Raw genomic sequence first — 24,202 nt, 5'->3', positions numbered from 1 at the left:
AGGTGACTGGAGATGAAAAGGAGAACCTTCAGCCTGCATCTGATGGTAGGGTGCATATTGCGGACAATGGTATCTTCAATGGAAAAAGTGGTAACGATGAACCAGCAGAGAGTTACGCAAACCAACACGATACTGCTGTAGGTCCACAATATTATATCCATTTCCCTCAGGCGGATAGCCGCTTGGCTGAGTTGTTAATTGCGGGCTACCAGAAATATTTGGAGAATGATTTTTGGGGGTTGACTAATTCCACGAAGGAAACAGAAAATTTAATGTTGAAGTATGGTGAAACAGGACTTCATTTTGATGGACATAGCCGTGGTTCAATGACGATAGGCAATGCCCTGGAGTCGATTGCAAAGATGGATGATGCAGCTGGATTGCTGAGCAAGACCACGATCTCCTTCTTTGGTCCGGCGTATAATGCCAAGAAAGCAGATGATATCTTGAGTTTCCTTCAGAATCGCGAGGCGCAGGATGATCCACAGTCCATGGTGCTGACATTGCAGAATCATATAGCTGACCCTGTCGGTCGTTTGATCGGTGGAAATCCAGCGACAGGCGGAACTATTCCTGATGGGAGTAGTTTTATTGCTGAAATGATGCGTGCGCTTGGCGGACGTGGCACATCACATAATTGCTATGGTGCTGGTTCGAACGATAGATGCTCTAAGCTATGGCAAGATGTAAATTCCGGGAAGCCAATATCTTATCAAATTAATAAAACAGGGGAGTGAGAGTGGGATGAGAAAAATTATTTTTCTTTGCGCATTTGTAATTATTTCTGGCTGTTCTGATTTTGTGCCTTTTCAGCCAAATCCTTATGAATATGAAATGTGGTCGGCGCCAGGTGTGTCTAAAATTGATGTAAAGAAAGCTATGCTTGAGTGTGGCTATCCAACTCCATTAGGTATTGCGGATAGAGATTTAAATTTATTTCCTTCTAGTAATGAGGTTGCCTTGATGGGGCGTTGCATGGAAAAAAGTGGATTTATTTATATTGATAAAAATGATAGTGCCTGTAAAGGATTTAAAGGGCTTCCTGCTTGTCGGCCAGATGCGATTATCCCGCGTCGTGAATTGAGTAGACGAATTAATAGTCTATTTTGTAAGAAATACACAGAAGCAGATGCATGCACGCCTTGATTCGTAGCGTAGGGTTGCCGAACCATCGGTGTAACCAAGGTTCTCAAAGCCCGTCTATCAGCATGTCCTATTCATCAGTAACCGCGATCACCAACTCACGATCCCGCACAGTGATGCGCAGTTTTGACCCGATGGCGAAGCCCAACTGCTCCAGCCATCGGCCACGCAGGCGCAGGGCGGGCACGGGTTGATGGTTGTCAGGATAGTAACCGTAGCCCACGGTGCATTGTTGCGTCAGACGCATGCGTCGCGGTGGGCGTTGTGCGCGTGCAAGCTCGGCTGCATTCAGTGCTTCCGCTTGCTCGCGCGTCATCATGGGAGTGAGCGTCGGTTCCACAAACGTCCATTGCAGGTCCGTGCATGGCTTCGTTTGGCATGGCGGACGCTTGGTTGTTGTACTGCGGCGTGATGAAGGTTGACGCATGGCACATGCCTCCTCGGTATACGAGAACCGCCGCCAACGGCGACGGGATGTCGGGAGGTTCGAAACCGCAGACAGACGGCGGGCGTATTTCCCCGAAGGGTGTTGTATTAGCCGCCCTCCCGACGCAGGCATTGCGTCGGTTTGCACCTGCGAACAGGCACAAAAAACCCACCAGTTTCACGGAGGTGGGTACCGCTGTCTGAGGAGTTTCGAAGCTCCTTTTCGAAGAGATTGCAGTCGGTTGCGTTCGATGTCAACCGATCATCTGCGCAATACATACGTGCGCATTGCCGCCATGGACGCGGTGAGCGGGCAGGGCGCGGTCGGCGGCAGCGTGGCGGTCAACGCGGCGGGCGGTTCGCCGGACCGCATCGTGATGGGCACGCCGAACACGCAGCTGCCCAGCGCCAGCCTGTTCAGCGTGCAGCCCAACGGCGGCCACGCGCTGGTGGAGACCGATCCACGCTTCACCAACTACTGGGTGTGGCTGAGTTCGGGCGCGCAACTGCGGCAACTGGGCTACAACGCCGACACCATGCAACAGCGCCTGGGCGATGGGTACTACGAACAGAAGCTGGTGCGCGAGCAGATCGGGCAACTGACCGGTCTACGTGATGGGCGCCGAGCGTGACAGCATGGACCGCAGCTTCGCGCAGGCTTGCGATCTGCGTCTGTCGATTCCTGGCAGTGGCGCGCTGGAGAGTCTTGGTGGAGAGTCTTAATGTCGCCGCCGCCGCTGCGGTGTTGCTGGGGACGTGGTGCGGCCTCCACTCATTGCAGACAGATCGACAGCGAGGCGTTTGAGCAAAGACGTCCGCAACATGGGCATGTATCCTTGCGTCTGGATTGTGTGACGACGCTCTCGATCATGCATTGATGTCATGCGTTGTTCAACGTCGTCGTAGCGACGGCAGCGCGTGGCATCGGCAGTTGGTGCGCGCTATGCATGAACTCATTCCAGATGATGATGTGATTTTGTGAAAGAAATCAGGATTTCGTGTTTGCACATCTTGCTATAGCGAGGTAGGGTGCAGTTGCGCGAGTCGCCTTGCAAGCGAATCTCTACGCGCTGTCAACATAGCTGTAAACGATGCAATCGCACGCCCGAAAGGGCAATTCTTTACTTTTGTGATGATGCCGTTCATGAAGCTAATGCTTACTATCAAGGAATTGCTTTCTTCCAACAAGAAGAGCTTGAAGTCCTCTGCTTGGGCTTTATACATCTCGTACTGATCGCCATTGCTGCCACTTGCAGTTGCTGCATAACGTGACAATCACCCTCCCTAAAGGGCAATCCTTTACTTCTACGATATGCGGTCGGTGAAAGGAACTTCATGTCCTTAACCAGGCATGGGGTTCCTGTTCGATGATGGTATTCATTGGGTGGTTTGCGCCGCACGTTCTGCTCTGCGTCGCTTTTTGCATGTAATACGCCCTATGTCTGTGGATGCTGAGTGCCAGGGATCGGTTTTCCCAACTAGGAGATAGTTCGGATGCCCGCCATCCTGGCTGATCGCGAGTCGCGAACGACAATCTTGCAGCCGCGTTTGCAGGCCTTGTTGCACGAGCATCTTGGGCAGGATTTATTCCGTTTGGAAACGAATATGCTCGGCGTCGCTGGTCCGACGCTGATTGATCGTGTGCTCGCGGCCCGGCCCGCGACGGAGCACGAACGCCCGACGTTCAAACCCCTGCGAGGTCGCTCGATCCCGCGCACCGAAGCATCGAAGCTGATGCAGGCGATCGGCTCCGATGTGCGCGAGGCGCTGAAACGCCCGGTTCCCGTAACGCTCGATCTGTCCGGTTCGTGGCCGCATGTCGGCCATGTCTATCTGCGCGACCTGTTGCTCCGCGTGGACCCATGGCGCTTGCGCGTGCTGATGGACAGAGCCTTGCAATTGACTCCTATGCTGACCTGGATGGTCATTGCCGCAGGTGCGGTATTGCCTCTGACGCCGCGGGAGGATGCTTCGGCGCTGGCCAAGCTGATCGCTGCCAAAGGCGCCAGTTGCTACCGCGAGCGCCGCTACGCCATGGGCCTGTACCGGCGCGCGGCTGCGTCGGTGTGCTTCGCCATCTCCACGCTTGTCGCCAACGCGCTGTGGCTCGGCTCGCCGTTCGATGCGGCGGCGTCCAATCGCAACATTCTCTACGAAGCGATGCGCTTGCTGCCCCCGTCCTGGAGTCTGATGCGCAACGCCTCGCCCGAATACGTCGCCTTGGACCCGCGCATCGGCGTTGCCGACGACGTGCTGATACTGCCCTTTCTCAGTCATCGCGACCCGGCACTGTGGGAGGATCCCGAAGTGTTCCGTCCAGAACGTTGGAATGGATTGGATCCCGATGCGCTGCCTGGCTATCTCCCGTTCGGACACGCATCCGAACGGTGTTGGGGCCGGCACATGGTCATGCCGTTGGCCGAGCATTTGCTGGAATTGCTGCGTGCCCAGGAGCTTGTGGTCAACCCGAAGCAGCGCCGTGCCAGGGTGCCGTTAGACGGGTTGCTGGGTGTGTTCGATGTCCAGGTCGTCCGTCAGGGCCGTGGATGATGCGATGCCGCAGTTGTGTGATCGCCATGGCGGTGGCTCGTTCAATGTCTTGCCGCCTCGCGCTATCGTGTGAAGGGCTGCGTTAAGTCAACACGCGTGGTCCTGCCGGTGGCGCGGTGGAGCCGCGCGACACCAGCGTATACGTCATCACTTCGTGGATGCCGCGATGCTCTACGTGACCGGAGCCAATGGCAGCGGCATCCTGTCGGTGGTGGGTGGCGGCGACGTGACCTTGCAGGGCGCACAGGTACGCAACGCCGGCACCGATGGGGTGACCCAACTGGTGGCCGGTCACGACCTGACCCTGGGCGCGCAGACGCTCACGCACAGCACCGACGCCACACACGATGCACGCAACTACCAGCGCAGCAGCGAGACCACGCATGCGGTGAGCAGCGTGCAAGGCGCCGGCGACGTGGTGCTGGCGGCGGGCCACGATGTGACCCTGCAAGCGGCGCAGATCGGCGCCGGCAAGACGCTGGCGGTGCAGGCCGGCCACGACATCGATAGTCAGGCGGTGGTGGACAGCACGACGCAGTCCAACAGCAGCGTGAGCAAGCGCCACTCGCTGGTCACCTCCACCCACGACGAGCACGTGCAAGGCACGCAACTGGGTGCAGGTGGCGACATCGTGATGCGCGCAGGCAACGACCTGACCCTGGCATCGACGGCGGTGGCGAGCCAGACCGGCGGCATCGCCCTGGCCGCCGGCCACGACGTGGCGCTGACGGCGACGCAGGAACAACACGACAGCGTGGTGGACGAGCAAACGCGCAAGAAAAAGTTCCTCTCCAGCAAGACGACGACCACACACGACGAGAGCCACGACAGCATTGCGGTGACGAGCAGCCTGAGTGGGGACACGGTGCACATCGCGGCGGGCAACGACCTGTTGTCGCAAGGCGCGCAGATCGTCGGCACCGGCGACGTGGTGCTGGCCGCCGGCAACAACCTCACCTTGGAAACGGCACAGAACACGCACAGCGAGGAGCACGACAGCCAGCGCAAGAAGAGCGGCCTGTTCGGCAATGGTGGCCTCAGCGTCACCTACGGCAAGCAATCGCTCAAGACCGATACCACCAGCAGCACGCTGACCCACACCGGCAGCACGGTGGGCAGCCTGGACGGCAACGTGACGCTGGTGGCGGGCAACACGCTGGCGATCACCGGCAGCGATGTGATGGCGTTGCAAGGCGACATCACCGCCAAGGCCAAGGACATCGCGATTACCGAGGTACATGACACCCGCGACAGCACGCAGAAGACGGCGTTCAAACAAGGCGGGTTGACGATGTCGGTGACCTCGGCGGCGCTGAACCTGGCGCAGGGGGCGGTGCACAGTGCGCAGGCGGGCAGCCAGGCCAAGGGCGATGCGCGGATGCAGGCGCTGGCCGGGGCGTCGGCGGCGTACAGCGCGTATGGGGCGGGCCAGGCGATGGGCAAGCTGCTCTCGGCCGATAGCGCCAAGGACGCTATGCAAGGAGCGGGCATCAACGTCGCCATCACCGTGGGCGGCAGCCGCAGTCATAGCGAGAGCACACAACACAGCGACACCAGCAAGGGCTCGACCCTGCACGCCGGCGGCAACGTCACCCTGATCGCCACCGGCGGCGGTGACGACAGCAACCTCTTGATCCGTGGCAGCGACGTCAAAGCGGGCAACAACCTGTTGCTGGCGGCCGACCACGACATCACGGTGGAGTCGGCACAGGACAGCAGCGAGCAGCACAGCCGCAGCAAGAGCGGCAGCGCGGCGATCGGCGCGGCGATCAGCTATGGCGCCAAGGGGGCGGCGATGGGCTTCACCGCCAACGCCAGCACCGCGCATGGTCAGGGCGATGGCACGGACGTGACCCAACGCAACAGCCACCTGTCGGCGGGCAACACCGCGACCATCCTCAGTGGCAACGACACCACGCTGGATGGCGCGGTGCTGTCGGCGAACACGGTGATGGCGGATGTGGGGGGCGACCTGCACATCCACAGCGAACAGGACACCAGCCACTACGCCAGCCACGACACGGCTGCCAGCGCCAGTGTCACCGTGGGTATCGGCGCAAGCGGCAGTGCGAGTTATAGCCACTCCAAGGTGGATGGTGACTTCGCCAGTGTGCGGGAACAAAGCGGCATCCAAGCCGGCGATGGCGGGTTCGACATCACCGTGCACGGCAACACCGACCTGAAGGGCGCAGTGATCGCGAGCACGCAAGCGGCCATCGACCAAGGCCGCAACCAACTGACCACCGGCACGCTGACGGTGGCCGACATCACCAACACCAGCCACTACAAGGCCACGGGCGTGAACCTGTCCGGGGGGTATGCGGCGGGCGGTAGCAATGGCAAGAGCGATGGCAAAAGCGACGGCAGCAGTGGCGACACGGCCAGCAGCCAAATGCCCCCGACGGCGAACCAGGGCAGCAGTTGGTCCTGGCAGAACCAGGGCAGCGGGGCGAGGGGAACGGCCGCTGGCTACGACAGCAAGAGCGGCAGCCAGACCTCGATCACCCACAGCGGGATCAGCGGTGGCGACCTGACGATCACCGATGCAGCGGGGCAACAAGCCAAGAGCGGGAAGAGCATCGCCGACACCCTGGCCGCGCTGAACCGCGACGTGCATACCGGGGACAGCGGTAATGGATTGGTCAAGGACTGGAACGGGCAACAACTGCAACAGCAAGTGACCGCTGGTGCGGAAATCATGGCGACGTTCGGGCAGCAGGCCAGTAAGGCGATTGGGGATTACGCTTCGCAAAAGGCGTTGGAACTACGTGCGCAGGGCAACGAAGCGGAAGCGGCCAAATGGGATGAAGGCGGGGCTTACCGTGTGGCGGCGCATGCGGCGATGGGCGCATTGGGCGGCGGTGTGCAAGGCGCGTTGGGCGCGGGCGCGGCCGCCAGCGCGGCGCCGAGGTTGAACGAACTGACCAAGGACCTGCCCGATGGCGTGCGTGAAGCGGTGGGTGCGGGCTTGGCAGCGGGATTGGGGTCGGTCACCGGCGGTGCAAGCGGTGCGGCGACGGCGTTCAACGAGGATACGAATAATCGGCAGTTGCATCCGGACGAAATCAAGAAAATCAATGAGAACGCAGCCAACTTCGCTGCGCTGCAATGTGGTGACTCATGCACTCCGGAGCAAGTGGAGGCAGCCAGACAACGCCTGATAATCCAGGCGATGCGTCAAACAGACAGTAGGTGGAACGAGATACTAGGCATGGGTGGGCAAGTCGCTCAGGACGGCCCTGCATTAAGCTTCCTGGACAGCATCAATCAGACAAATAGGACGTACACGGACTTCGCTGCCGACTGGGGGCAATACAACGATCACTCGATGTTTGCCGACACGCTACGTGGCACAACGGCGCTCAACCAAGTGTACGGAGCAGTGTTGAATAAAGCTGTCAGCAATGATGATGGGCGTTTCTTATTGCAAGCACTGAATCGCACGAGTAGTGGCTGGGCGAGCGATTATGTCGGCGGAGTCATGAGTCGTGATGCATGGATTGGGGCTACAACGTTCAGTGGTGATGTTGGCTTTGCGGCAGATGTGACAAAGAAGCTGGTTAATGGAAATATAAACGGCGCATTGGATAGTGTTGCCGGCGCAGTGATTCTTTCCAAGTTTGGTGAAATTGGAGGGGATGTTGCCGGAAAGGCGATAAAATCTATTAAGGAAACGCTGAATTCTTCCGGTTACACGCTGGGATTTGTGACCAAGGAGATGCGTGCTGGCGCTGCTGATGCGCAGGTATTTAAGTATGGGGGCGGATTTTATTCTGGTTCTGCCTTGGTCGATGCGGAGTCTGGCGGCTTTTCGATGTATGATCAATTCAAGAAGCCTGATGGTAGCGCTTGGGATTGGCCAGAGAATCTTGGATTTGCAGGGGAACGTGTTGAAACTACTTTGAGTGTAGGTACAAAATTGGATAGATATGGCGATCCTGAAGGAAGATTTTTATCGCCTAATGGGGTGCCTTATGAGCAAAGAGCCTTGGCGCCAGGTTCACGAAGTGGTGGATACTATGAATATGAAGTCATAGAGCCACTGCCAGTGATTCAAGGAAAGATAGCGCCTGCATTCGGTCAGCCTGGAGGAGGTGTGCAAATTTTACCGAGATTCCCTTATAGGGTTGATGTGCAATGGTTATTGGACAATGAATTCTTAAAAAGAGTAAATTAATGAAAGAAGAGATAGTAAAAATACAGAATGAATTAATTTTTCTTGGGAGGAAAATTGGTGCGCCGGAGAGTTTGCTTTTTATCAGGACGGGCCCTGGAACTGATGGGGAGAAATTTTTAATATTCGAGGATGGTAAATTTATTTGTGCGCGTGATGAGAGGGGGTGTCAAATATTTAGGAGGGAGACTTTTTCTAGTGATGAGGTCCTTCATTGGATTCTTGATGGAATTATATCTAGAATTATTACGGATTCCGAAGATTTCAGGGAGATTAATGATGTCAATTGCGGCAGGAAAAAATTTCTCATGGAAAGAATTAATTTAATGGAGCGCCTGAGTCCTGTTTGGGGTAAAAAAGCTAGAGAAGAGTCTGACGAGGAGCTTAAGATGCTGGATTCTGTAATAGCAGCCAAAAAAACAAAATCGGACACTGCATCAGTGATGGAAAGGTTGCACTCATGGCTCGTGGCAAAGGGATTGCTGCCGCGTCGTGGAAGTGGATCGAAACGCTAATTTGGTCTGTCAACTGAACTGTGTAGCCTTGGCCCTCAAGGCTCGTTCACTCGCATTTACTCCTCACCAACCACTGCGATCACCAACTCACCATCCCGCACAGTGATGCGCAGCTTGGAGCCGATAGCAAAGCCCAGCTGCTCCAGCCAACGGCCACGCAGGCGCAATGTGGGCACGGGCTTATGGCTGTCGGGATAGTAGCCATAACCCATGGTGCACTGCTGCGTCGGACGCACGCGTCGCGGTGGGCGCTGTGCGCGTGCAAGCTCGGCGGCATTAAGTGCTTCCGCCTGCTCGCGCGTCATCATGGGGCTGGGCGTCGGTTCCACAAACGTCCATTGCAGGTCCGTGCATGGCATCGCTTGGCATGTCGAACGTTTGCTTTTTGTACTGCGACGGGATGACGGTTGACGCATTGCAAAAGCCTCCTCGGTGTGCGAGAACCGCCGCCAACGGCGACGGGATGTCGGGAGGTTAGAAACCGCAGACAGACGGCGGGCGTATTTCCCCGAAGGGTGTTGTATTAGCCGCCCTCCCGACGCAGGCATTGCGTCGGCTTGCACCTGCGAACAGGCACAAAAAACCCACCGGTTTGTCGGAGGTGGGTACCGCTGTCTGAGGAGTTTCTACGCTCCTTGGTCGAGAGATTGCGGTCGGTTGGGTTCGATGTCAACTGCGGTGGTGGACCAACGCACGCGCAAGAGCGGGTTGCTGTCGAGCAAGACCACGACCACGCACGACGAGAGCCACGATAGCCTAGCGGTGACGAGCAGCCTGAGTGGCGACACGGTGCACATCGCGGCGGGCAACGACCTGTTGTCGCAGGGCGCGCAGATCGTCGGCACCGGCGACGTGGTGCTGGCCGCCGGCAACAACCTCACCTTGGAGGCAGCGCAGAACACGCACAGCGAGGAACACGACAGCCAGCGCAAGAAGAGCGGCCTGTTCGGCAATGGTGGTCTCAGCGTCACCTACGGCAAGCAATCGCTCAAGACCGATACCACCAGCAGCACGCTGACCCACACCGGCAGCACGGTGGGCAGCCTGGACGGCAACGTGACGCTGGTGGCGGGCAACACGCTGGCGATCACCGGCAGCGATGTGATGGCATTGCAAGGCGACCTCACCGCCAAGGCCAAGGACATCGCGATTACCGAGGTACATGACACCCGCGACAGCACGCAGAAGACGGCGTTCAAGCAAGGCGGGTTGACGGCGTCGGTGACCTCGGCGGCGCTGAACCTGGCGCAGGGGGCGGTGCACAGCGCGCAGGCGGGCAGCCAGGCCAAGGGCGATGCGCGGATGCAGGCGCTGGCCGGGGCGTCGGCGGCGTACAGCGCGTATGGGGCGGGCCAGGCGATGGGCAACCTCTCGGCCGACAGCGCCAAGGGCGTCGCGCAAGGAGCGGGCATCAACGTCGCCATCACCGTGGGCGGCAGCCGCAGTCATAGCGAGAGCACACAACACAGCGACACCAGCAAGGGCTCGACCCTGCACGCTGGCGGCAACGTCACCCTGATCGCCACCGGCGGCGGTGACGACAGCAACCTCTTGATCCGTGGCAGCGACGTCAAAGCGGGCAACAACCTGTTGCTGGCGGCCGACCACGACATCACGGTGGAGTCGGCACAGGACACAAGCGAGCAGCACAGCCGCAGCAAGAGCGGCAGCGCGGCGATCGGTGTGGCGGTGAACTATGGCGCGGACGGCGCGGCGATGGGGGTGACTGCCAACGCCAGCACCGCGCACGGTCAGGGCGATGGGACGGACGTGACCCAACGCAATAGCCACCTGTCGGCGGGCAACACCGCGACCATCCTCAGTGGCAATGACACGACGCTGGATGGCGCGGTGCTGTCGGCCAACCGGGTGATGGCGGATGTGGGGGGCGACCTGCACATCCACAGCGAACAGGACACCAGCCACTACGCCAGCCACGACACGGCTGCCAGCGCCAGTGTCACCGTGGGTATCGGCGCAAGCGGCAGTGCGAGTTATAGCCACTCCAAGGTGGATGGCGACTTTGCCAGCGTGCGGGAACAAAGCGGCATCCAAGCCGGCGATGGCGGGTTCGACATCACCGTGCACGGCAACACCGACCTGAAGGGCGCAGTGATCGCGAGCACGCAAGCGGCCATCGACCAAGGCCGCAACCAACTGACCACCGGCACGCTGACGGTGGCCGACATCACCAACACCAGCCACTACAAGGCCACGGGCGTGAACCTGTCCGGGGGGTATGCGGCGGGCGGTAGCAATGGCAAGAGCGATGGCAAAAGCGACGGCAGCAGTGGCGACACGGCCAGCAGCCAAATGCCCCCGACGGCGAACCAGGGCAGCAGTTGGTCCTGGCAGAACCAGGGCAGCGGGGCGAGGGGAACGGCCGCTGGCTACGACAGCAAGAGCGGCAGCCAGACCTCGATCACCCACAGCGGGATCAGCGGTGGCGACCTGACGATCACCGATGCAGCGGGGCAACAAGCCAAGAGCGGCAAGAGCATCGCCGACACCCTGGCCGCACTGAACCGCGACGTGCATACCGGGGACAGCGGTAATGGCTTGGTCAAGGACTGGAACGGGCAACAACTGCAACAGCAAGTGACCGCTGGTGCGGAAATCATGGCGACGTTCGGGCAGCAGGCCAGTAAGGCGATTGGGGATTACGCCGAGCACAAGACGAACGAAGCGGCGGCCATGCGGCTGCAAGCCGCTAACACCACCGACCCGGATCAGAAAGCGCAATTGATCGCGCAGGCCGACCAACTGGACAGCCAGTGGGGTGCCAATGGCACGCTGCGGGTGCTGGCGCATACGGCGGTGGGAGGATTGACCGGTGGAGTAGGCGGCGCCGCAGGCGCGGCGGCGGGCACGCTGACGGCCCCGGCGGTGGCCGATGCGCTACGCAATGCCGGCGTGACCGGGCCACTGGCCGATGCGTTGACGGGCCTGGCATCGACAGCGGCGGGTGCTGTGGCCGGTGGTGCATCGGGCGCGGCGACGGCAGGGAATGAGGTGGCGAATAATTATTTGAACCACCAGCAAATTACTCAGCTGCAAAGTGAGTTAGCATCGTGCTCAATAACCGGGGGATGCGACGAGGTAGTGCAGAAGTACGTTGCCCTCTCGAAAAGCAACGACCTCGCGCTACAGCAGGCATGTTCCCAAGACCCTTCGGGAAGCGCTTGCCAGCAGGGTGTGCGCGAGGCGCTCAGTTATGTGGGGGATCAGTCTTGGAAAAGCTATGCTTCTTTTTTAACTGGTGCGCCTTACCGTGCTCCATTGACGCAGATGGATGGTGATATTAAAGATTCTCGCAAGAGTACCTTGGATCTAGTCTTCGGTGATCGCCAAGTCTATGCGGCAATCAACGATATTATTCCGCGTGCGGATTTCTTCGGGGCGATGGCGAGGCAGACAGGGGCAGTATGGTTTGCTGCTGCTGAGAATCAATCTAGAACGAATTTGAGCAATTGGCTTTTTGAAGGGGGAGCTTATTACAATAAGTTTTTTGGATCTGGTAACGTCATGGAGGATTGGAGATCAGCGGCTGGAAACGAGATAATGTCCAGTGGTCATGATAGCTTTAGTGAAATATATTTCGGAGGTGGCGCAATGGATTCGAGGCAGTGGAGTATCAGGCAGCTAGGTAAAGAGCAGCGCGATCCTATTCTTCAGGAGATACATGTTAAGTATATGGGTAAAATGGTTCGCGGCACTGTTTATGGCATGGAAATTATAGGTGGAGTTGACGATATGCTTGATCCGGAGGGGCGTATTAATACTGGATGTAGGAGTATGGGTATGCAAAATGGCTGCTCTGGAAATTAATTTTAATTTAACCATGATTTTTCGCGGAGATGTGCCTTGATAATGGGAGGATTTGGGTGGGAGATTATTTTTTTCTTGGCTAATGTCCTTATTGTGGCCGCCTCGATTGTAGTCATTCCAATTTCTTTATTTTTTGGCAATCTGAGGAAGGTCGTGAGATTTTTCTTCATTTCATACGGACTTAGCTGTGTTGGTGATTTTGGGATGTTGGTAAGGACTTGCTTCCATGTTTTTTCATATGGCTGGAAAGCTAAGGACATAATTTACTATTTTTACTTCACGATCGAGTCGGTTTTATTTTTTCTGACAATAGTTGAGATTTTATTCATCTTTCGTGGACGTGCATTTTTGTCTCGATATTATTTCATTTTATTTATATTTCTTGCTGTAATTCCTTGGTCTTTAGTATTTTTTACATCTCCACGATTTCATTAAGAGTCTGTCAGGGTCTGTCAACTGAACTGCGCAACCCACTGTCTTCATGGTTCCTTTAATGGTATGCACTCTTCACTAACCAACGTGATAACCAACTCACGATCCCGCACAGTGATGCGCAGCTTGCAGCCTATGGCGAAGCCCAACTGTTCCAGCCAGCGGCCACGCAGGCGCAGTGCGGGTACGGGCTGTTGGCTGTCGGGATAGTAGCCATAACCCATGGTGCACTGCTGCGTCGGACGCACGCGTCGCGGTGGGCGCTGTGCGCGTGCAAGCTCGGCGGCATTAAGTGCTTCCGCCTGCTCGCGCGTCATCATGGGGCTGGGCGTCGGTTCCACAAACGTCCATTGCAGGTCCGTGCATGGCATCGCTTGGCATGTCGAATGTTTGCTTTTTGTACTGCGGCGGGATGATGGTTGACGCATGGCATATGCCTCCTCGGTGTACGAGAACCGCCGCCAACGGCGACGGGATGTCGGGAGGTTAGAAACCGCACGTAGCCGGCGGGCGTATTTCCCCGAAGGGTGTTGTATTAGCCGCCCTCCCGACGCAGGCATTGCGTCGGTTTGCACCTGCGAACAGGCACAAAAAACCCACCAGTTTCACGGAGGTGGGTACCGCTGTCTGAGGAGTTTCGAAGCTCCTTGTCGAAGAGATTGCAGTCGGTTGCGTTCGATGTCAACCGATCATCTGCGCAATACATACGTGCGCATTGCCGCCATGGACGCGGTGAGCGGGCAGGGCACGGTCGGCGGCAGCGTGGCGGTCAACGCAGCAGGCGGTTCGCCGGACCGCATCGTGATGGGCACGCCGAACACGCAGCTGCCCAGCGCCAGCTTGTTCAGCGTGCAGCCCAACGGCGGCCACGCACTGGTGGAGACGGATCCACGCTTCACCAACTACCGGGTGTGGCTGAGTTCGGACGCGCAACTGCGGCAACTGGGCTACAACGCCGACACCATGCAGCAGCGCCTGGGCGATGGGTACTACGAACAGAAGCTGGTGCGCGAGCAGATCGGGCAACTGACCGCCCAAGCTGTCGTGCGGGATCTGTTGGTTGTAGTCGGCCAACCAGTGTTCGGTCTGTTCGCGGACCTCGCTGAGTGTGCGGAAGATATGCATGTCCAAGACACCACGCCGGTAGCTGCCGTCGAAGCGTTCTATGAAGCCGTTTTGCATCGGACGGCCCGGCTCGATGAAGTCCAAGGCGATGCCCTGGCGCTCGGCCCACTCCGCCAAGGCCAGCGCGACAAATTCCGGCCCGTAGTACCTGTGGAAGCATGTTCGATTGGGCAGCCACCATTGAGCGGATCATCCTGAGGGTTCTCACACGCCACAGGAGATCGTCAATGATGACTGCCCGACAAGAGGTTACGCCTGCTGCCACATACGTGGCGATCGACATCGCCAAACGCACTCACGCGGTTTTGATCGAGACGTCCGACGGCAAACAGCGGCGTTTCAGGATGGCAAGCACGCACGAGGACCACCAGCGGCTGGTCGATCTGCTGCGTACCTGTCCGGCACCGGTTCGCGTCGCGATGGAGGCAACCGGCGATTACCATCGCACGCTCGCATACCGCTTGCTGCGGGAGGGTTTGGAGGTATGCCTAGTTTCTTCGATGGCCGCAGCGCGGTACCGGGAAGCCGTATTCAACTCGTGGGACAAGAACGATCCAAAGGACGCGGGCGTCATCCTGGCGTTGTTGAAGCAAGGTATCACGCAACGTTTCGTCGACCCACTGATGGCTGGACATCACGGGCTCCAGGAGCTGTCCAAGACGCACTACCAGATCAGCCTAGCGCGGACACGTTTGCAACACAGTCTGTTGACGCATTACCTGCCGCTGTACTTTCCCGAAGTCGAGCGTTACTTCTGCACCACGCAAGCGGCATGGTTCGCGCAATTCCTGCTGCGCTTCCCGACCGCCGCGTCGATCCGCGTGTTGTCGTTCGAGGCCTTCGAGCGCGAGGCCTGGGGCATCGTGGGCCGGAAGGTCAACAAACGGGCATGGATCCGGGAACTGTATGACGCTGCCTGCACCAGCGTAGGCCTACCGATCGCCGATGACGACATTGCGCTCGACACGTTCCGGTTGCAACTCCGGCGCTATCAGCAACTGATCGAGCAGCGCGACACCTTGGTCGAGACCGCACGCGGAGTACTGCAGGGTCGCACGGACTACGAAGCATAGTGTTCCCTGCCTGGTGTAGGCCCTGTGCTCGCTCTCACAATCCTCGCCGAGGCCGGCGATCTGCGGCGCTTTGCACATCACCGGCAGTTCCTGAAGTACTGCGGGTTGGACCTGGCCAAATGCCAGTCCGGTCAGTTTCGCGGTCAGGAGAAGCTCTCCAAGCGCGGCAACGCACGCTTGCGTTTCGCGTTCTGGTTCGCGGCTACGGTTGCAGTGCGTATGCGCGAGAACAGCTTCAGAGAAAAGTACGAGCGCTACATCCGGTCCGATCCGCTCAATGCTGATCGCAAACGTAAGGCACTCACGGCCGTGGCGGCCAAGATGGCGCGGGTCGCCTACAGTCTCGTCAAACACCAATCCAGCTACCGCTGCTACTTCGAAACGAGTTTACCCCCCGTGGATCGACCCCTCTCTGTTGGGCCGTCGGGACCGCTTAGGATCCTGTAGATAATGTTCGGGCCTTCCACGGGACCCCATGCTGTTTTAGGTACGGTCGAGGCCGTTCACTGGACCTCGTGTTCATTATGTTCAGATCAGGGGATCTTCTTGATCGTGGAAGCTCACGGGCGCATTTCGACAGTAGCGGATGCCGCGTGCAAAGGACGTCCGAGACGGCCTCGTTTGCTTGCGCCCGTAAGTCGAGACTTGACTCCACAGTTAGAACGTTGTCCAAACGAAGCTTGTTCGGATAACCGCGCCATGCCGCGATGCGCTCCAATGTGCGGATGACGCGGACAGCCGGGAGATTGAGGTCGACTTCGATGGCCAAGGCTTCCCGACTGAAATCGTCGATGACATTGAACGTGCGGAACCGTCGACCGTCCCACAACGTATCGGACTGAAGTCGATCGACCATCCCGCATTGGGTCGCTGTGCGCATGCCAGTGGCTGTGGATGCCGCGTCGGGACCCGGCGCCTGCTGGGACGCTGTTGATTGAGCTTCATCAGGCAATACATACGCCAGACCCTCTTGTGGTTCCACACATGTCCGCGACGGCGGATGAGCTGAAAGAGCTTTCCAAACCCACGCTCGGGAAAACGCTCCGCCAACTCGGACAGCAGCGCAATGACCTCTTCATCCCGATCAGGACGGCGCCGATAGCGTGCCGTCGAGCGAGCCACGCCCAGCACCGAACAGGCCGGGCGCTCGCTCCAGCTATGCGGCTCGATGAGCCAGGCAAGAAGCGGGCGCTTATGCGCCGGGTCTACAATGTTTTTGCGATGACATCCTTCAATGCATGGTTTTCCATCGCAAGCTCGGCATACATTCGCTTGAGCTTGCCGTGTTCGGTTTCCAGGTCCCGAAGGCGCTGCACCTCAGCAGCCTCCATGCCGCCGTACTTGGACTTCCAGACGTAGTACGTCGCCTCGGAAATGCCCAGCTCACGGCATACATCCTTGACCTGGCGACCGCCCTCCACCTGCTTCAGCGTGGCGACGATCTGGCTCTCGGTGAACTTGCTCTTGCGCATCGTTGGTCTCCTCGGTGGCTAGTGCGCACGGAGACCTCTAGCTATGGCTGGATCAATTTTACGGGAGGCTGACACACCCTTGCATGTCTTTGCGTTCCTGTCCACGATCACGGGCAGCGTTAACGCCGCGCGCGTGCCGCAGCGAGTGGCGCGGTGGAGCCGCGCGACACCAGCGTATATGTCATCACTTCGTGGATGCCGCGATGCGGTAGGCCGTTGCGGTGCTGGCGGATTTCGTCGAGCAGCAGCGTCACGGCGGTCCGGCCCATCGCGGTGACCGGTTGGTGGATGGTGGTCAGCTCGGGCCAGATCGTGGTTGCGACTGGCGTGTCGTCGAAACCGGCGATCGATAAATCCTCGGGCACGCGCAGGCGCAACCCGTGGGCCACGGCCACTGCAGCGGCGGCCATGTCGTCGTTGCTGCACAGGATTGCGCTCGGATACGGCGTTGTCTGCAATAGGTTACTCGCGGCGAGCAGTCCGGAGCGATAGGTGAACAGACCTTCGGCCAGACGTGTTGGCTCCACCGTCAGTCCGCTTGCGGCCATGGTGTCGAAGAAGCCGCGGCTGCGTAGCGCGCTCGGGGTGTGACTGGGATCGCCGCTGATGAAGCCGATATCGCGGTGGCCCAGTTCCAGTAGATGCCGGGTGATTGCGCACGCGGCTTGGTAATCGTCGATGCGCACCGAGCTGACGCCGCGCATTGGTGCGCCGGTGGCCACCGCCACGAGTGGGATGCCGCGTGCGTCCAGCGCTTCGATGGTCTGATACGCATCGCATACTGACGGCGGCAGGATCATCCCGTCGGCACCAGCGGCGAGCAGGCGCTCGGCGGCAGCGTGCTGGTGATCGCTGTCCTCGCTTTTTTCCACCAGAACCTGACTGCCCTCCAGGCTGCTTTGCTCCAATATGCCGAGCATGAACTGGTTGAGGTAGGCCGCGCTGGGATTACTGTAAAGCACGCCGATCCGCGCCAGACCGGCGGTACGTAGCGAACGTCCGGCCAGATTGGGACGGTAACCCAGCGTCTTGATCGAGGCTTCCACGCGCTCGCGCATGCTGGCGCCCACGCGCGGATGACGATTGATTACACGCGAAGCGGTCATTGGTGACACACCCGCATGGCGGGCCACATCCAGCAGCGTCACCGCTGAGCCCACGCGACGTTGTCGTGTGGTCATCAAATGTCCTTGCGTTGTTGCGAAGGGGACTTCGGTTTGTCATCTGTTGGGTATAAAAGCTTACGCCTGTGCGGCGCCGCTGTCTCGGCTTGGCGTCGACCAATTGGCTCCCTGACCGCGATTGGCTTGGTCAAATGCCTAGCCTGGGTGGCGAGGCCGTGTCGCGCAGGTTAGGCGGGTGCCTCAGTGGGGTGTCGTGTCGTGCTTGAGGGAGTCACGGATCTCGCGCAGCAATAGCACTTCCTCGCTTGGGGCCTTGGCTGCCGGCGGTTCCTTGCGGGCGATGCGGTTGACCGCTTTCACCAACATGAAGATGGCGAAGGCCACGATCACGAATTGGACGATGGTATTGAGGAAGTCCCCGATGCCGATCACCACCGCCTGCACCGGCTTGCCGGCCGCGTCCACCGTCGCCGCTTTCAACGTCAATGCCCAATGTGAGAAATCCATGCCGCCGACGAGCAGTCCGATCGGCGGCATGATGATCTTTTCCACCAGCGCGGTGACGATTTTGCCGAACGCGGCGCCCAGCACCACGCCGACTGCAAGGTCCAGCACGTTGCCACGCATGGCGAATTCCTTGAATTCGCGGATCATGCTCATCGGAGCTTCCTCTTCTTTGACGCGGGCCGGTCGCCGCAGCGCTAGCCTAGCGCAGTCGGCGGCGTGCTCCGATCACGTCGGCACAGGCGCTGCGAGGCTGCGCTGCCGGTCAGCCGACGATGGTGCCGTGGCGCTCGACCACATTTTCCAGGCGCGCGCTAAAACGGTCGCCGGGTTGCAGCGCGGCCACGCCGGCCGGCGTGCCCATGAACACGAGGTCGCCAGCGCGTAGCGCGAACAACATAGACAATGCGTGCAGGATCTCCGGCACGTCCCAGATCATTTGCTCCAGTCGCGATTGTTGGCGGATCTGGCCATTGACTTCCAGCGACAGCGTGCGTGTTTCCAACGCGCCGACTTCGCTGGCCGGGACCAGTTCGCTGATCGGCGCGGAGTGGTCGAAGCCCTTGGCGATATCCCAGGGCAGTCCCTTTGCTTTGGCCGTTGCCTGCAGGTCGCGGCGGGTCAGATCCAGGCCCACGCCGTAAGCGAGCACCAGCGCGGTGGCGTTTGCCACCGGTAATACCCCGGCTGGTGCGTTCTGCCCCAATGCCACCACCAGTTCCACCTCGTGGTGCAGCTCCTGGGTCGCTGGGGGGTAGGGGATGGTCTCGGTGCCGATCACCAGCGCATCGGCGGGTTTCATGAAGAACGTTGGCTGGCCGCGCTCGGCCTTCGTGGCCGGGACACTGGCGCCCATCTCGCGCGCATGGTCGGCGAAGTTGCGGCCGACGCAGTAGATGCGATGCACGGGGAACAGACCCTGTCCGCGCACGGGAACGCGCGGAGTCTCGGGGGCGATGAACAGGTCGCGCATGCACGAACACCCTGGCGGCGATAAGGATTGCGGCAGTGTAGCGCCGATGCTTGCGTGCAGAGCGAGGAACGAGCGCGCGCAGGGACCATGCGCGCAGCGCACGCGATGGCTATTTACAGCGGCAGTGCGGGCTTGCGCACCACGCGGTATTCGCCATCGACGACCTGATGGCGCGTGGTTGCCGGACGCTTGCCGCGTTGGCTCACTAATTTAATCGCGATGCCACCGAGGATCATGGCCGCACCCACGAACACGCTGACGAACACCAGCCCGGCCAGAATTGCCAAGCCAATCAGGCCAAGCACCAGTTTGACCAGCGGATGGCGTGGCTTACGCGGCGCGAACACCTGTCGGAGATGGTCGAAATTGTAGATGCGATCACGCATGGCAGACGTCTGTGTCAATTGGAACCGATGGCGCGCAGTATCGGCGCTGTTTTATCTGACGGAGTGAAAAATTCGTTAATAGAAAAATTAACGCTTGCCGCTCAATCGGTTGTATGTCTCGCCTGGGTGAAATGGGCACGCGGCTGCCATTGGGGTCACCATGCAAGAATGGGGGTCTTGTCGCTGCCCGCTCCACGTTCCATGTCCGATTCCCCTGCCGTGCTTGCGTCCTTGCACCATCTAGTCCCCGGCGAACTGATCGAGGTCGAGGCTAGGCTTGGCAGCGAGTCCGAGTCGCTGCTGCTGTACCGCGATGGCGACGATGTCCGGGCCTGGTTGAATGTCTGCCCGCATGCTGGACGACGTCTGGATTGGGCACCGGGTCAGTTCTTGAAAAGTCGCGAAGGCCACTTGGTGTGTGCTGCGCATGGCGCTGCGTTCGACTTGCAGGCGGGCCAATGCGTCTCTGGCCCGTGTCGCGGGGAGAGCCTGCATGCCGTGCCGGTGACCGTGCGCGCCGGGCAGGTGGTCTTGCTTTAAAGCGCGCCCCACCAGTGCATCGACATCAGGTTGACCATCAGAACCACCACTAGGGTATAGATCAGCGACAACGGCCCACCCACACGCCATAGTTCGCGCGGCTGGTAGTTGGCCGGGCCTGTGATCATCGAGATCACCGGGTTGGAAGCGGTCATGAGGTTGTTGGAGGCCGACAGCGCCACGATGAGTGCGAACGCGGTGGGATTGCCACCCGCCGCCAGCGCCAGGTTGACGGCGATCGGCACCATCACGATGGTGGCGCCGACATGGCTGATGACCAGCGAGAATGCGGTGGTGAGCAAGCCCAACGCGATTTCCAGAACCCACACGGGCATGCCCTCGGGTAGCCGCGCAATGGTGTGGCCTGCGACCCAGGCGGCGGTGCCGCTGCTGTCCATCGCCCAGCCCAGCGGGATCAGCCCGGCCATCAGAAAGATGGTCTTCCAGTTGATTGAAGCGTAGGCCTCCTCCATGCGCAGCACGCCGGTCAGCAGCATGCCGGCGACGCCGGTCATCAGGGTCAGTGCCACCGGCAGTTTGGAGGTGAGTGCGATCAAGATGGTCAAGGCGAAGATCGTCATCGCGATCTTGAATTTGTGCGGGCGATGCTCGCCCTTCGGATAGTCGGTGACCACCACGAAGTCGCGGCTTTCCGAGGCCTGTGCCAGATCCTGCCAGATGCTGTGGAATACCAGCATGTCGCCGGCGTACAGGGGCACTTTGCGGACATCCTCGCGGATCACTTGCTTGTTGCGGTTGATCGCCAATAGACTGATCCCGGCCTGCTTGCGCAGGCGCAGTTCGGCCGCGCTCTTGCCGATGAAGCGTGAGGTCGGTGGGATCACCGCCTCGGAGATGCCGGCGCGGCTGGGGTTGAATAGATCCCCTAGGTGACGCAGGCGCGAGGACATGCGCAGGAAATGGTTCTGCGCGAAATCGGTTACCTGCTGGCGCGTGCCCATGACGCCGAGCACACTGCCGACCCAGATACGCATCTCCGTCGGCGGTGCCAGCCGGGTATCGTTGCCGGTTTTCAATGCCAGTAGCAGCGGGGCGTTGTGGATGGTCTCGGCTTCGCCCAGGGTCATGCCGACCAATGGGCTGTCGGCGCTGACGATCAACTCGAACACGTCGCCCTCGATGCCGTAGGTGTGGGCGAAGTAGCTCTCGGTGCGTGCAGGAGTGACGCCGTTGTTGATTAGCTGTTCCTCTTCCGCCAGCACCTTGTCGCCGCGCATCCTGAAGTAGATCAGCGAGGCCAACAACAGCGCCACGCCGATCGGTAGCGGCGCGAACATGCGCAGTGGTTCGATTGTGGCCATGCCCGAGGGCAGGTTGTTGTTGGCCGATTGCAGCAGGTCGTTGAGCAGGATCAGTGGCGAGGTGCCGACCATGGTCAGCGCGCCTCCCATCACGATCGCCGCGGCGATCGGCAGCAGCAGTCGTTGCAGGGTCAGGCTGGTGCGTCCGGCCAGCCGCGCGGCCACCGGCAGGTACAGTGCCATCACCGATGGGTTCTGCATGAACGAGGAATTGAGTCCGGCGATGGCGGTGGTGAACAGCATCAGTCGTTCCTCCACGCCGCGCGCACGGCGCAGCAGCCACGAGGCCAGCCGGTTCAGCGCGCCGGTGCGTTCCAGTCCCGCACCGAGGATGGTGGTAGCGATGATGCTCATCACCGCGTTGCCGGAGAAGCCGCTGAACAGTTCCTCCGGCGCGATCAGGCCGGTGACGCCCAGGACCACCAAGACCACCAGGGCCACCACGTCGGCGCGAATGCGTTCGAACACGAACATTGCCATCGTGAAGCCGACTAACCCGAGAACGAGTTTCATGTCGTTGGTCAGGGTCAGCGCGGTGTCCATGCGGGGTTGTGCTCGGAGATTGTGGTCAGGCGCAATGCGACCGTAGGCGCGATGCGCATGCGGCAGTGTAGGTCGGCAGCGGGATCATGGAGCAGACGCGCGTCATACCTGTGCTGTGGCTCCTGTTTCGGCTTTGTCGTACAGCATGTCCCACACGCCATGGCCCAGGGTTTGACCACGTGTCTCGAAGTGGGTCTGCGGTCGCCAGTCCGGACGCGGCACGTGGCCGCGTGGCCCGGCGCGGTTGACCAGGCCAGGGGTGGCGTCGAGCACGTCCCACATCTGCTCGGCGTAGTCGGCCCAGTCGGTGGCGCAGTGCAGCCGGCCGCCGTCGCGCAGCTTGCGAACCAACAATTGGGCGAATGTCGGTTGCAGCAGGCGTCGTTTGTTGTGGCGCTTTTTGTGCCATGGGTCCGGGAAGTAGATGCGGATTTCGTCCAAAGCCGCGTCGTCGATTTCGTGCTGCAGCACTTCCACGGCGTCGTGGTGGTACAGGCGCACGTGCTCGGCGTTGTCTTCGTCCAGGGCATTGAGCAGGCGCCCTACACCGGGCGCATGCACCTCGATGCCGATGTAGTCGCGTGCTGGGTCGTGGCGGGCGGCATGCCGTAGCGCGGTGCCGTTGCCGAAACCGATCTCCAGCACTCTGAGGGCGTCGCGTCCGAACAGCGCCTGTAGATCGCGCGGCCGACCCTGGTAGTCCAGGCCGAAGCGCGGCCATAACGCATCGAAGGCACGCTGCTGGGCCGGGGTGAAGCGGCCCTGGCGCAAGACGAAACTCCGCACTTGGCGGCGGCCTTCCTCGACCGTGAACGGCTTGGGCGGTGTCTTGGCGCCTGCGCTGGAAAACGGATCGGTCATGCGCGTGCTTTCATCCGATCAGCCCGTCGACAGGCGAGGACGCGCTGGCGTAACGCTTGCGTGGGATACGCCCGGCCAGGAACGCTTCGCGTCCGGCTTCCACGGCCTTGCGCATCGCGCTGGCCATCAGCACCGGGTTGCGCGCCCCGGCGATGGCGGTGTTCATCAGGACGCCGTCGCAACCCAACTCCATCGCGATCGCCGCGTCCGAGGCAGTGCCGACGCCGGCATCGACGATGATCGGCACCTTGGCGTTGTCGATGATCTCCAGCAGGTTGTAGCGATTCTGGATGCCCAGCCCGGAGCCGATCGGTGCGGCTAGCGGCATCACCGCCACGCAGCCGATTTCTTCCAGGCGCTTGGCCAGAATCGGATCGTCGCTGGTATAGACCATCACCTCGAAACCCTCGGCGACCAGGATCTCGGCCGCCTTCAGAGTCTGCACCACGTCCGGGAATAGGGTGCGCTGGTCGCCCAGCACTTCCAGCTTGGTCAGGTTGTGCCCGTCGAGCAACTCGCGCGCCAGCCGACAGGTGCGTACCGCGTCTTCGGCGGTGTAGCAGCCGGCGGTGTTGGGCAGGATGGTGTAGCGCTCCGGCGGCAGCACGTCGAGCAGATTGGGCTCGCCGGGACTCTGACCGATATTGCTGCGACGGATCGCGACGGTGACGATCTGCGCGGCGGCGGCCTCGGTGGCCAGGCGGGTTTGTTCGAGATCGGCGAATTTGCCGGTGCCGGTGAGCAGGCGCGAACGATAGGGTTTGCCGGCGATGACCAGCGCATCAAGTGGGGCGTGAGCGTTCATCGGCGGATTATCGCCCATCGCACATGCGCTGCCGAGTTCGCGATGCGTCGTGCGCCATCGCGATTCAGCCGCCGCCCAGCGCGTGCACGATCTCGACACGATCGCCATCGTGCAGCACGTGGTCGGCGTGTGCGCCTCGCGACACGATCGTGCCATTGACTTCGACCGCGACCCGACGTTGTGCGAGGTTTTCCTCGGACAACAGGGTGGCGACGGTGCTGCCGGGGGACAGCGTGCGCTGTCTGCCATTCAATTCGATATGCATGTTAAGGTTTCGTAGCATGTGCTTCGGTGCGCGATTTGCGTCACGCACAGGCGCCGCGTGAGTGGCTGGATGAGGTTGAAACCACACCATTTTGCCATGCGGCTTCAATTTTCCCTCGTCCACCCTAACGACAAACAATTT

The 24,202-nt window shown here is 60.1% G+C and carries 17 protein-coding genes and 4 pseudogenes; 8 read left to right on the top strand and 13 right to left on the bottom strand.

Annotated elements, in window-relative coordinates:
• Positions 1 to 744: 744 nt before the first annotated feature.
• Complete coding sequence (locus XaFJ1_RS11100; RefSeq protein ID WP_012916766.1) at positions 745 to 1,146, top strand: hypothetical protein; 402 nt, start codon at positions 745 to 747, stop codon at positions 1,144 to 1,146.
• Between the two features lie 67 nt (positions 1,147 to 1,213).
• Here XaFJ1_RS11100 and XaFJ1_RS11095 read toward each other — a convergent pair whose 3' ends face one another.
• Complete coding sequence (locus XaFJ1_RS11095) at positions 1,214 to 1,462, bottom strand: SymE family type I addiction module toxin (RefSeq protein WP_045756954.1); 249 nt, start codon at positions 1,460 to 1,462, stop codon at positions 1,214 to 1,216.
• Between the two features lie 358 nt (positions 1,463 to 1,820).
• Between XaFJ1_RS11095 and XaFJ1_RS11090 the strand changes: the two genes are divergently transcribed.
• The 4 genes from XaFJ1_RS11090 to XaFJ1_RS11070 all read left to right on the top strand — a co-directional run bounded on the left by XaFJ1_RS11090 (position 1,821) and on the right by XaFJ1_RS11070 (position 8,808).
• A complete protein-coding gene (locus tag XaFJ1_RS11090) occupies positions 1,821 to 2,201 on the top strand; it encodes an S-layer family protein (RefSeq protein WP_012916764.1) in 381 nt (126 codons plus the stop codon).
• An 862-nt stretch (positions 2,202 to 3,063) separates the two neighbouring features.
• Complete coding sequence (locus tag XaFJ1_RS11080; RefSeq protein WP_012916762.1) at positions 3,064 to 4,119, top strand: cytochrome P450; 1,056 nt, start codon at positions 3,064 to 3,066, stop codon at positions 4,117 to 4,119.
• Between the two features lie 175 nt (positions 4,120 to 4,294).
• Positions 4,295 to 8,296: a hemagglutinin repeat-containing protein gene (locus tag XaFJ1_RS11075; RefSeq protein WP_425509577.1), complete on the top strand. Its 4,002-nt coding sequence runs from the start codon at positions 4,295 to 4,297 to the stop codon at positions 8,294 to 8,296.
• Positions 8,296 to 8,808 (top strand): immunity 63 family protein, encoded by a 513-nt coding sequence (locus XaFJ1_RS11070; protein WP_012916759.1) that lies wholly within the window; start codon positions 8,296 to 8,298, stop codon positions 8,806 to 8,808. The genes XaFJ1_RS11075 and XaFJ1_RS11070 overlap by 1 nt, the downstream gene beginning before the upstream one ends.
• A 56-nt stretch (positions 8,809 to 8,864) precedes the next feature.
• Here XaFJ1_RS11070 and XaFJ1_RS11065 read toward each other — a convergent pair whose 3' ends face one another.
• Positions 8,865 to 9,116: a SymE family type I addiction module toxin gene (locus XaFJ1_RS11065; protein ID WP_045756952.1), complete on the bottom strand. Its 252-nt coding sequence runs from the start codon at positions 9,114 to 9,116 to the stop codon at positions 8,865 to 8,867.
• Between the two features lie 367 nt (positions 9,117 to 9,483).
• Between XaFJ1_RS11065 and XaFJ1_RS11060 the strand changes: the two are divergent.
• A pseudogene (locus XaFJ1_RS11060) lies at positions 9,484 to 12,636 on the top strand (hemagglutinin repeat-containing protein); the annotation flags it as partial.
• A gap of 479 nt (positions 12,637 to 13,115) precedes the next feature.
• Here XaFJ1_RS11060 and XaFJ1_RS11055 read toward each other — a convergent pair.
• Both XaFJ1_RS11055 and XaFJ1_RS11050 read right to left on the bottom strand, forming a co-directional pair.
• The gene (locus XaFJ1_RS11055; protein WP_045756951.1) at positions 13,116 to 13,388 is read right to left on the bottom strand and encodes a SymE family type I addiction module toxin; all 273 of its coding nucleotides are present in this window, start codon (positions 13,386 to 13,388) and stop codon (positions 13,116 to 13,118) included.
• 700 nt (positions 13,389 to 14,088) lie between these two features.
• A pseudogene (locus tag XaFJ1_RS11050) lies at positions 14,089 to 14,334 on the bottom strand (integrase core domain-containing protein); the annotation flags it as partial.
• 89 nt (positions 14,335 to 14,423) lie between these two features.
• Here XaFJ1_RS11050 and XaFJ1_RS11045 point away from each other — a divergent pair.
• Positions 14,424 to 15,713: pseudogene (locus XaFJ1_RS11045) on the top strand (IS110 family RNA-guided transposase).
• 217 nt (positions 15,714 to 15,930) lie between these two features.
• Here XaFJ1_RS11045 and XaFJ1_RS11040 read toward each other — a convergent pair.
• The 5 genes and pseudogenes from XaFJ1_RS11040 to XaFJ1_RS11020 all read right to left on the bottom strand — a co-directional run.
• Positions 15,931 to 16,738 (bottom strand): annotated as a pseudogene (locus XaFJ1_RS11040) (IS3 family transposase); the annotation flags it as partial.
• Positions 16,739 to 16,857: 119 nt separating this feature from the next.
• Positions 16,858 to 17,922, bottom strand: a complete 1,065-nt coding sequence (locus XaFJ1_RS11035) for a LacI family DNA-binding transcriptional regulator (RefSeq protein WP_045756949.1) — start codon at positions 17,920 to 17,922, stop codon at positions 16,858 to 16,860.
• Positions 17,923 to 18,102: 180 nt separating this feature from the next.
• The gene (mscL, locus tag XaFJ1_RS11030) at positions 18,103 to 18,522 is read right to left on the bottom strand and encodes a large-conductance mechanosensitive channel protein MscL (RefSeq protein ID WP_012916749.1); all 420 of its coding nucleotides are present in this window, start codon (positions 18,520 to 18,522) and stop codon (positions 18,103 to 18,105) included.
• Positions 18,523 to 18,631: 109 nt separating this feature from the next.
• Positions 18,632 to 19,339 (bottom strand): fumarylacetoacetate hydrolase family protein, encoded by a 708-nt coding sequence (locus XaFJ1_RS11025; RefSeq protein ID WP_012916748.1) that lies wholly within the window; start codon positions 19,337 to 19,339, stop codon positions 18,632 to 18,634.
• A gap of 113 nt (positions 19,340 to 19,452) precedes the next feature.
• A complete protein-coding gene (locus tag XaFJ1_RS11020) occupies positions 19,453 to 19,725 on the bottom strand; it encodes a hypothetical protein (RefSeq protein WP_012916747.1) in 273 nt (90 codons plus the stop codon).
• A 201-nt stretch (positions 19,726 to 19,926) separates the two neighbouring features.
• On the opposite strand from XaFJ1_RS11020, the gene XaFJ1_RS11015 reads away from it, so the two are divergent.
• Positions 19,927 to 20,265 (top strand): Rieske (2Fe-2S) protein, encoded by a 339-nt coding sequence (locus tag XaFJ1_RS11015; RefSeq protein ID WP_012916746.1) that lies wholly within the window; start codon positions 19,927 to 19,929, stop codon positions 20,263 to 20,265.
• Here XaFJ1_RS11015 and XaFJ1_RS11010 read toward each other — a convergent pair.
• The 4 genes from XaFJ1_RS11010 to thiS form a co-directional block, all read right to left on the bottom strand.
• A complete protein-coding gene (locus XaFJ1_RS11010; protein ID WP_012916745.1) occupies positions 20,262 to 22,130 on the bottom strand; it encodes an SLC13 family permease in 1,869 nt (622 codons plus the stop codon). The two genes, XaFJ1_RS11015 and XaFJ1_RS11010, sit on opposite strands and share 4 nt — an antisense overlap.
• Before the next feature lie 102 nt (positions 22,131 to 22,232).
• Positions 22,233 to 22,991, bottom strand: coding sequence for a tRNA (guanosine(46)-N7)-methyltransferase TrmB (gene trmB / locus XaFJ1_RS11005; RefSeq protein ID WP_012916744.1), 759 nt, complete (start codon positions 22,989 to 22,991; stop codon positions 22,233 to 22,235).
• Positions 22,992 to 23,001: 10 nt separating this feature from the next.
• Complete coding sequence (locus XaFJ1_RS11000; protein WP_012916743.1) at positions 23,002 to 23,796, bottom strand: thiazole synthase; 795 nt, start codon at positions 23,794 to 23,796, stop codon at positions 23,002 to 23,004.
• A 64-nt stretch (positions 23,797 to 23,860) separates the two neighbouring features.
• Positions 23,861 to 24,061 (bottom strand): sulfur carrier protein ThiS, encoded by a 201-nt coding sequence (gene thiS / locus XaFJ1_RS10995; protein WP_012916742.1) that lies wholly within the window; start codon positions 24,059 to 24,061, stop codon positions 23,861 to 23,863.
• Between the last annotated feature and the right edge of the window lie 141 nt (positions 24,062 to 24,202).

This window comes from Xanthomonas albilineans (assembly GCF_009931595.1).
GTDB lineage: Bacteria > Pseudomonadota > Gammaproteobacteria > Xanthomonadales > Xanthomonadaceae > Xanthomonas_A > Xanthomonas_A albilineans.
This window is presented reverse-complemented; position numbering and strand designations above follow the sequence as displayed.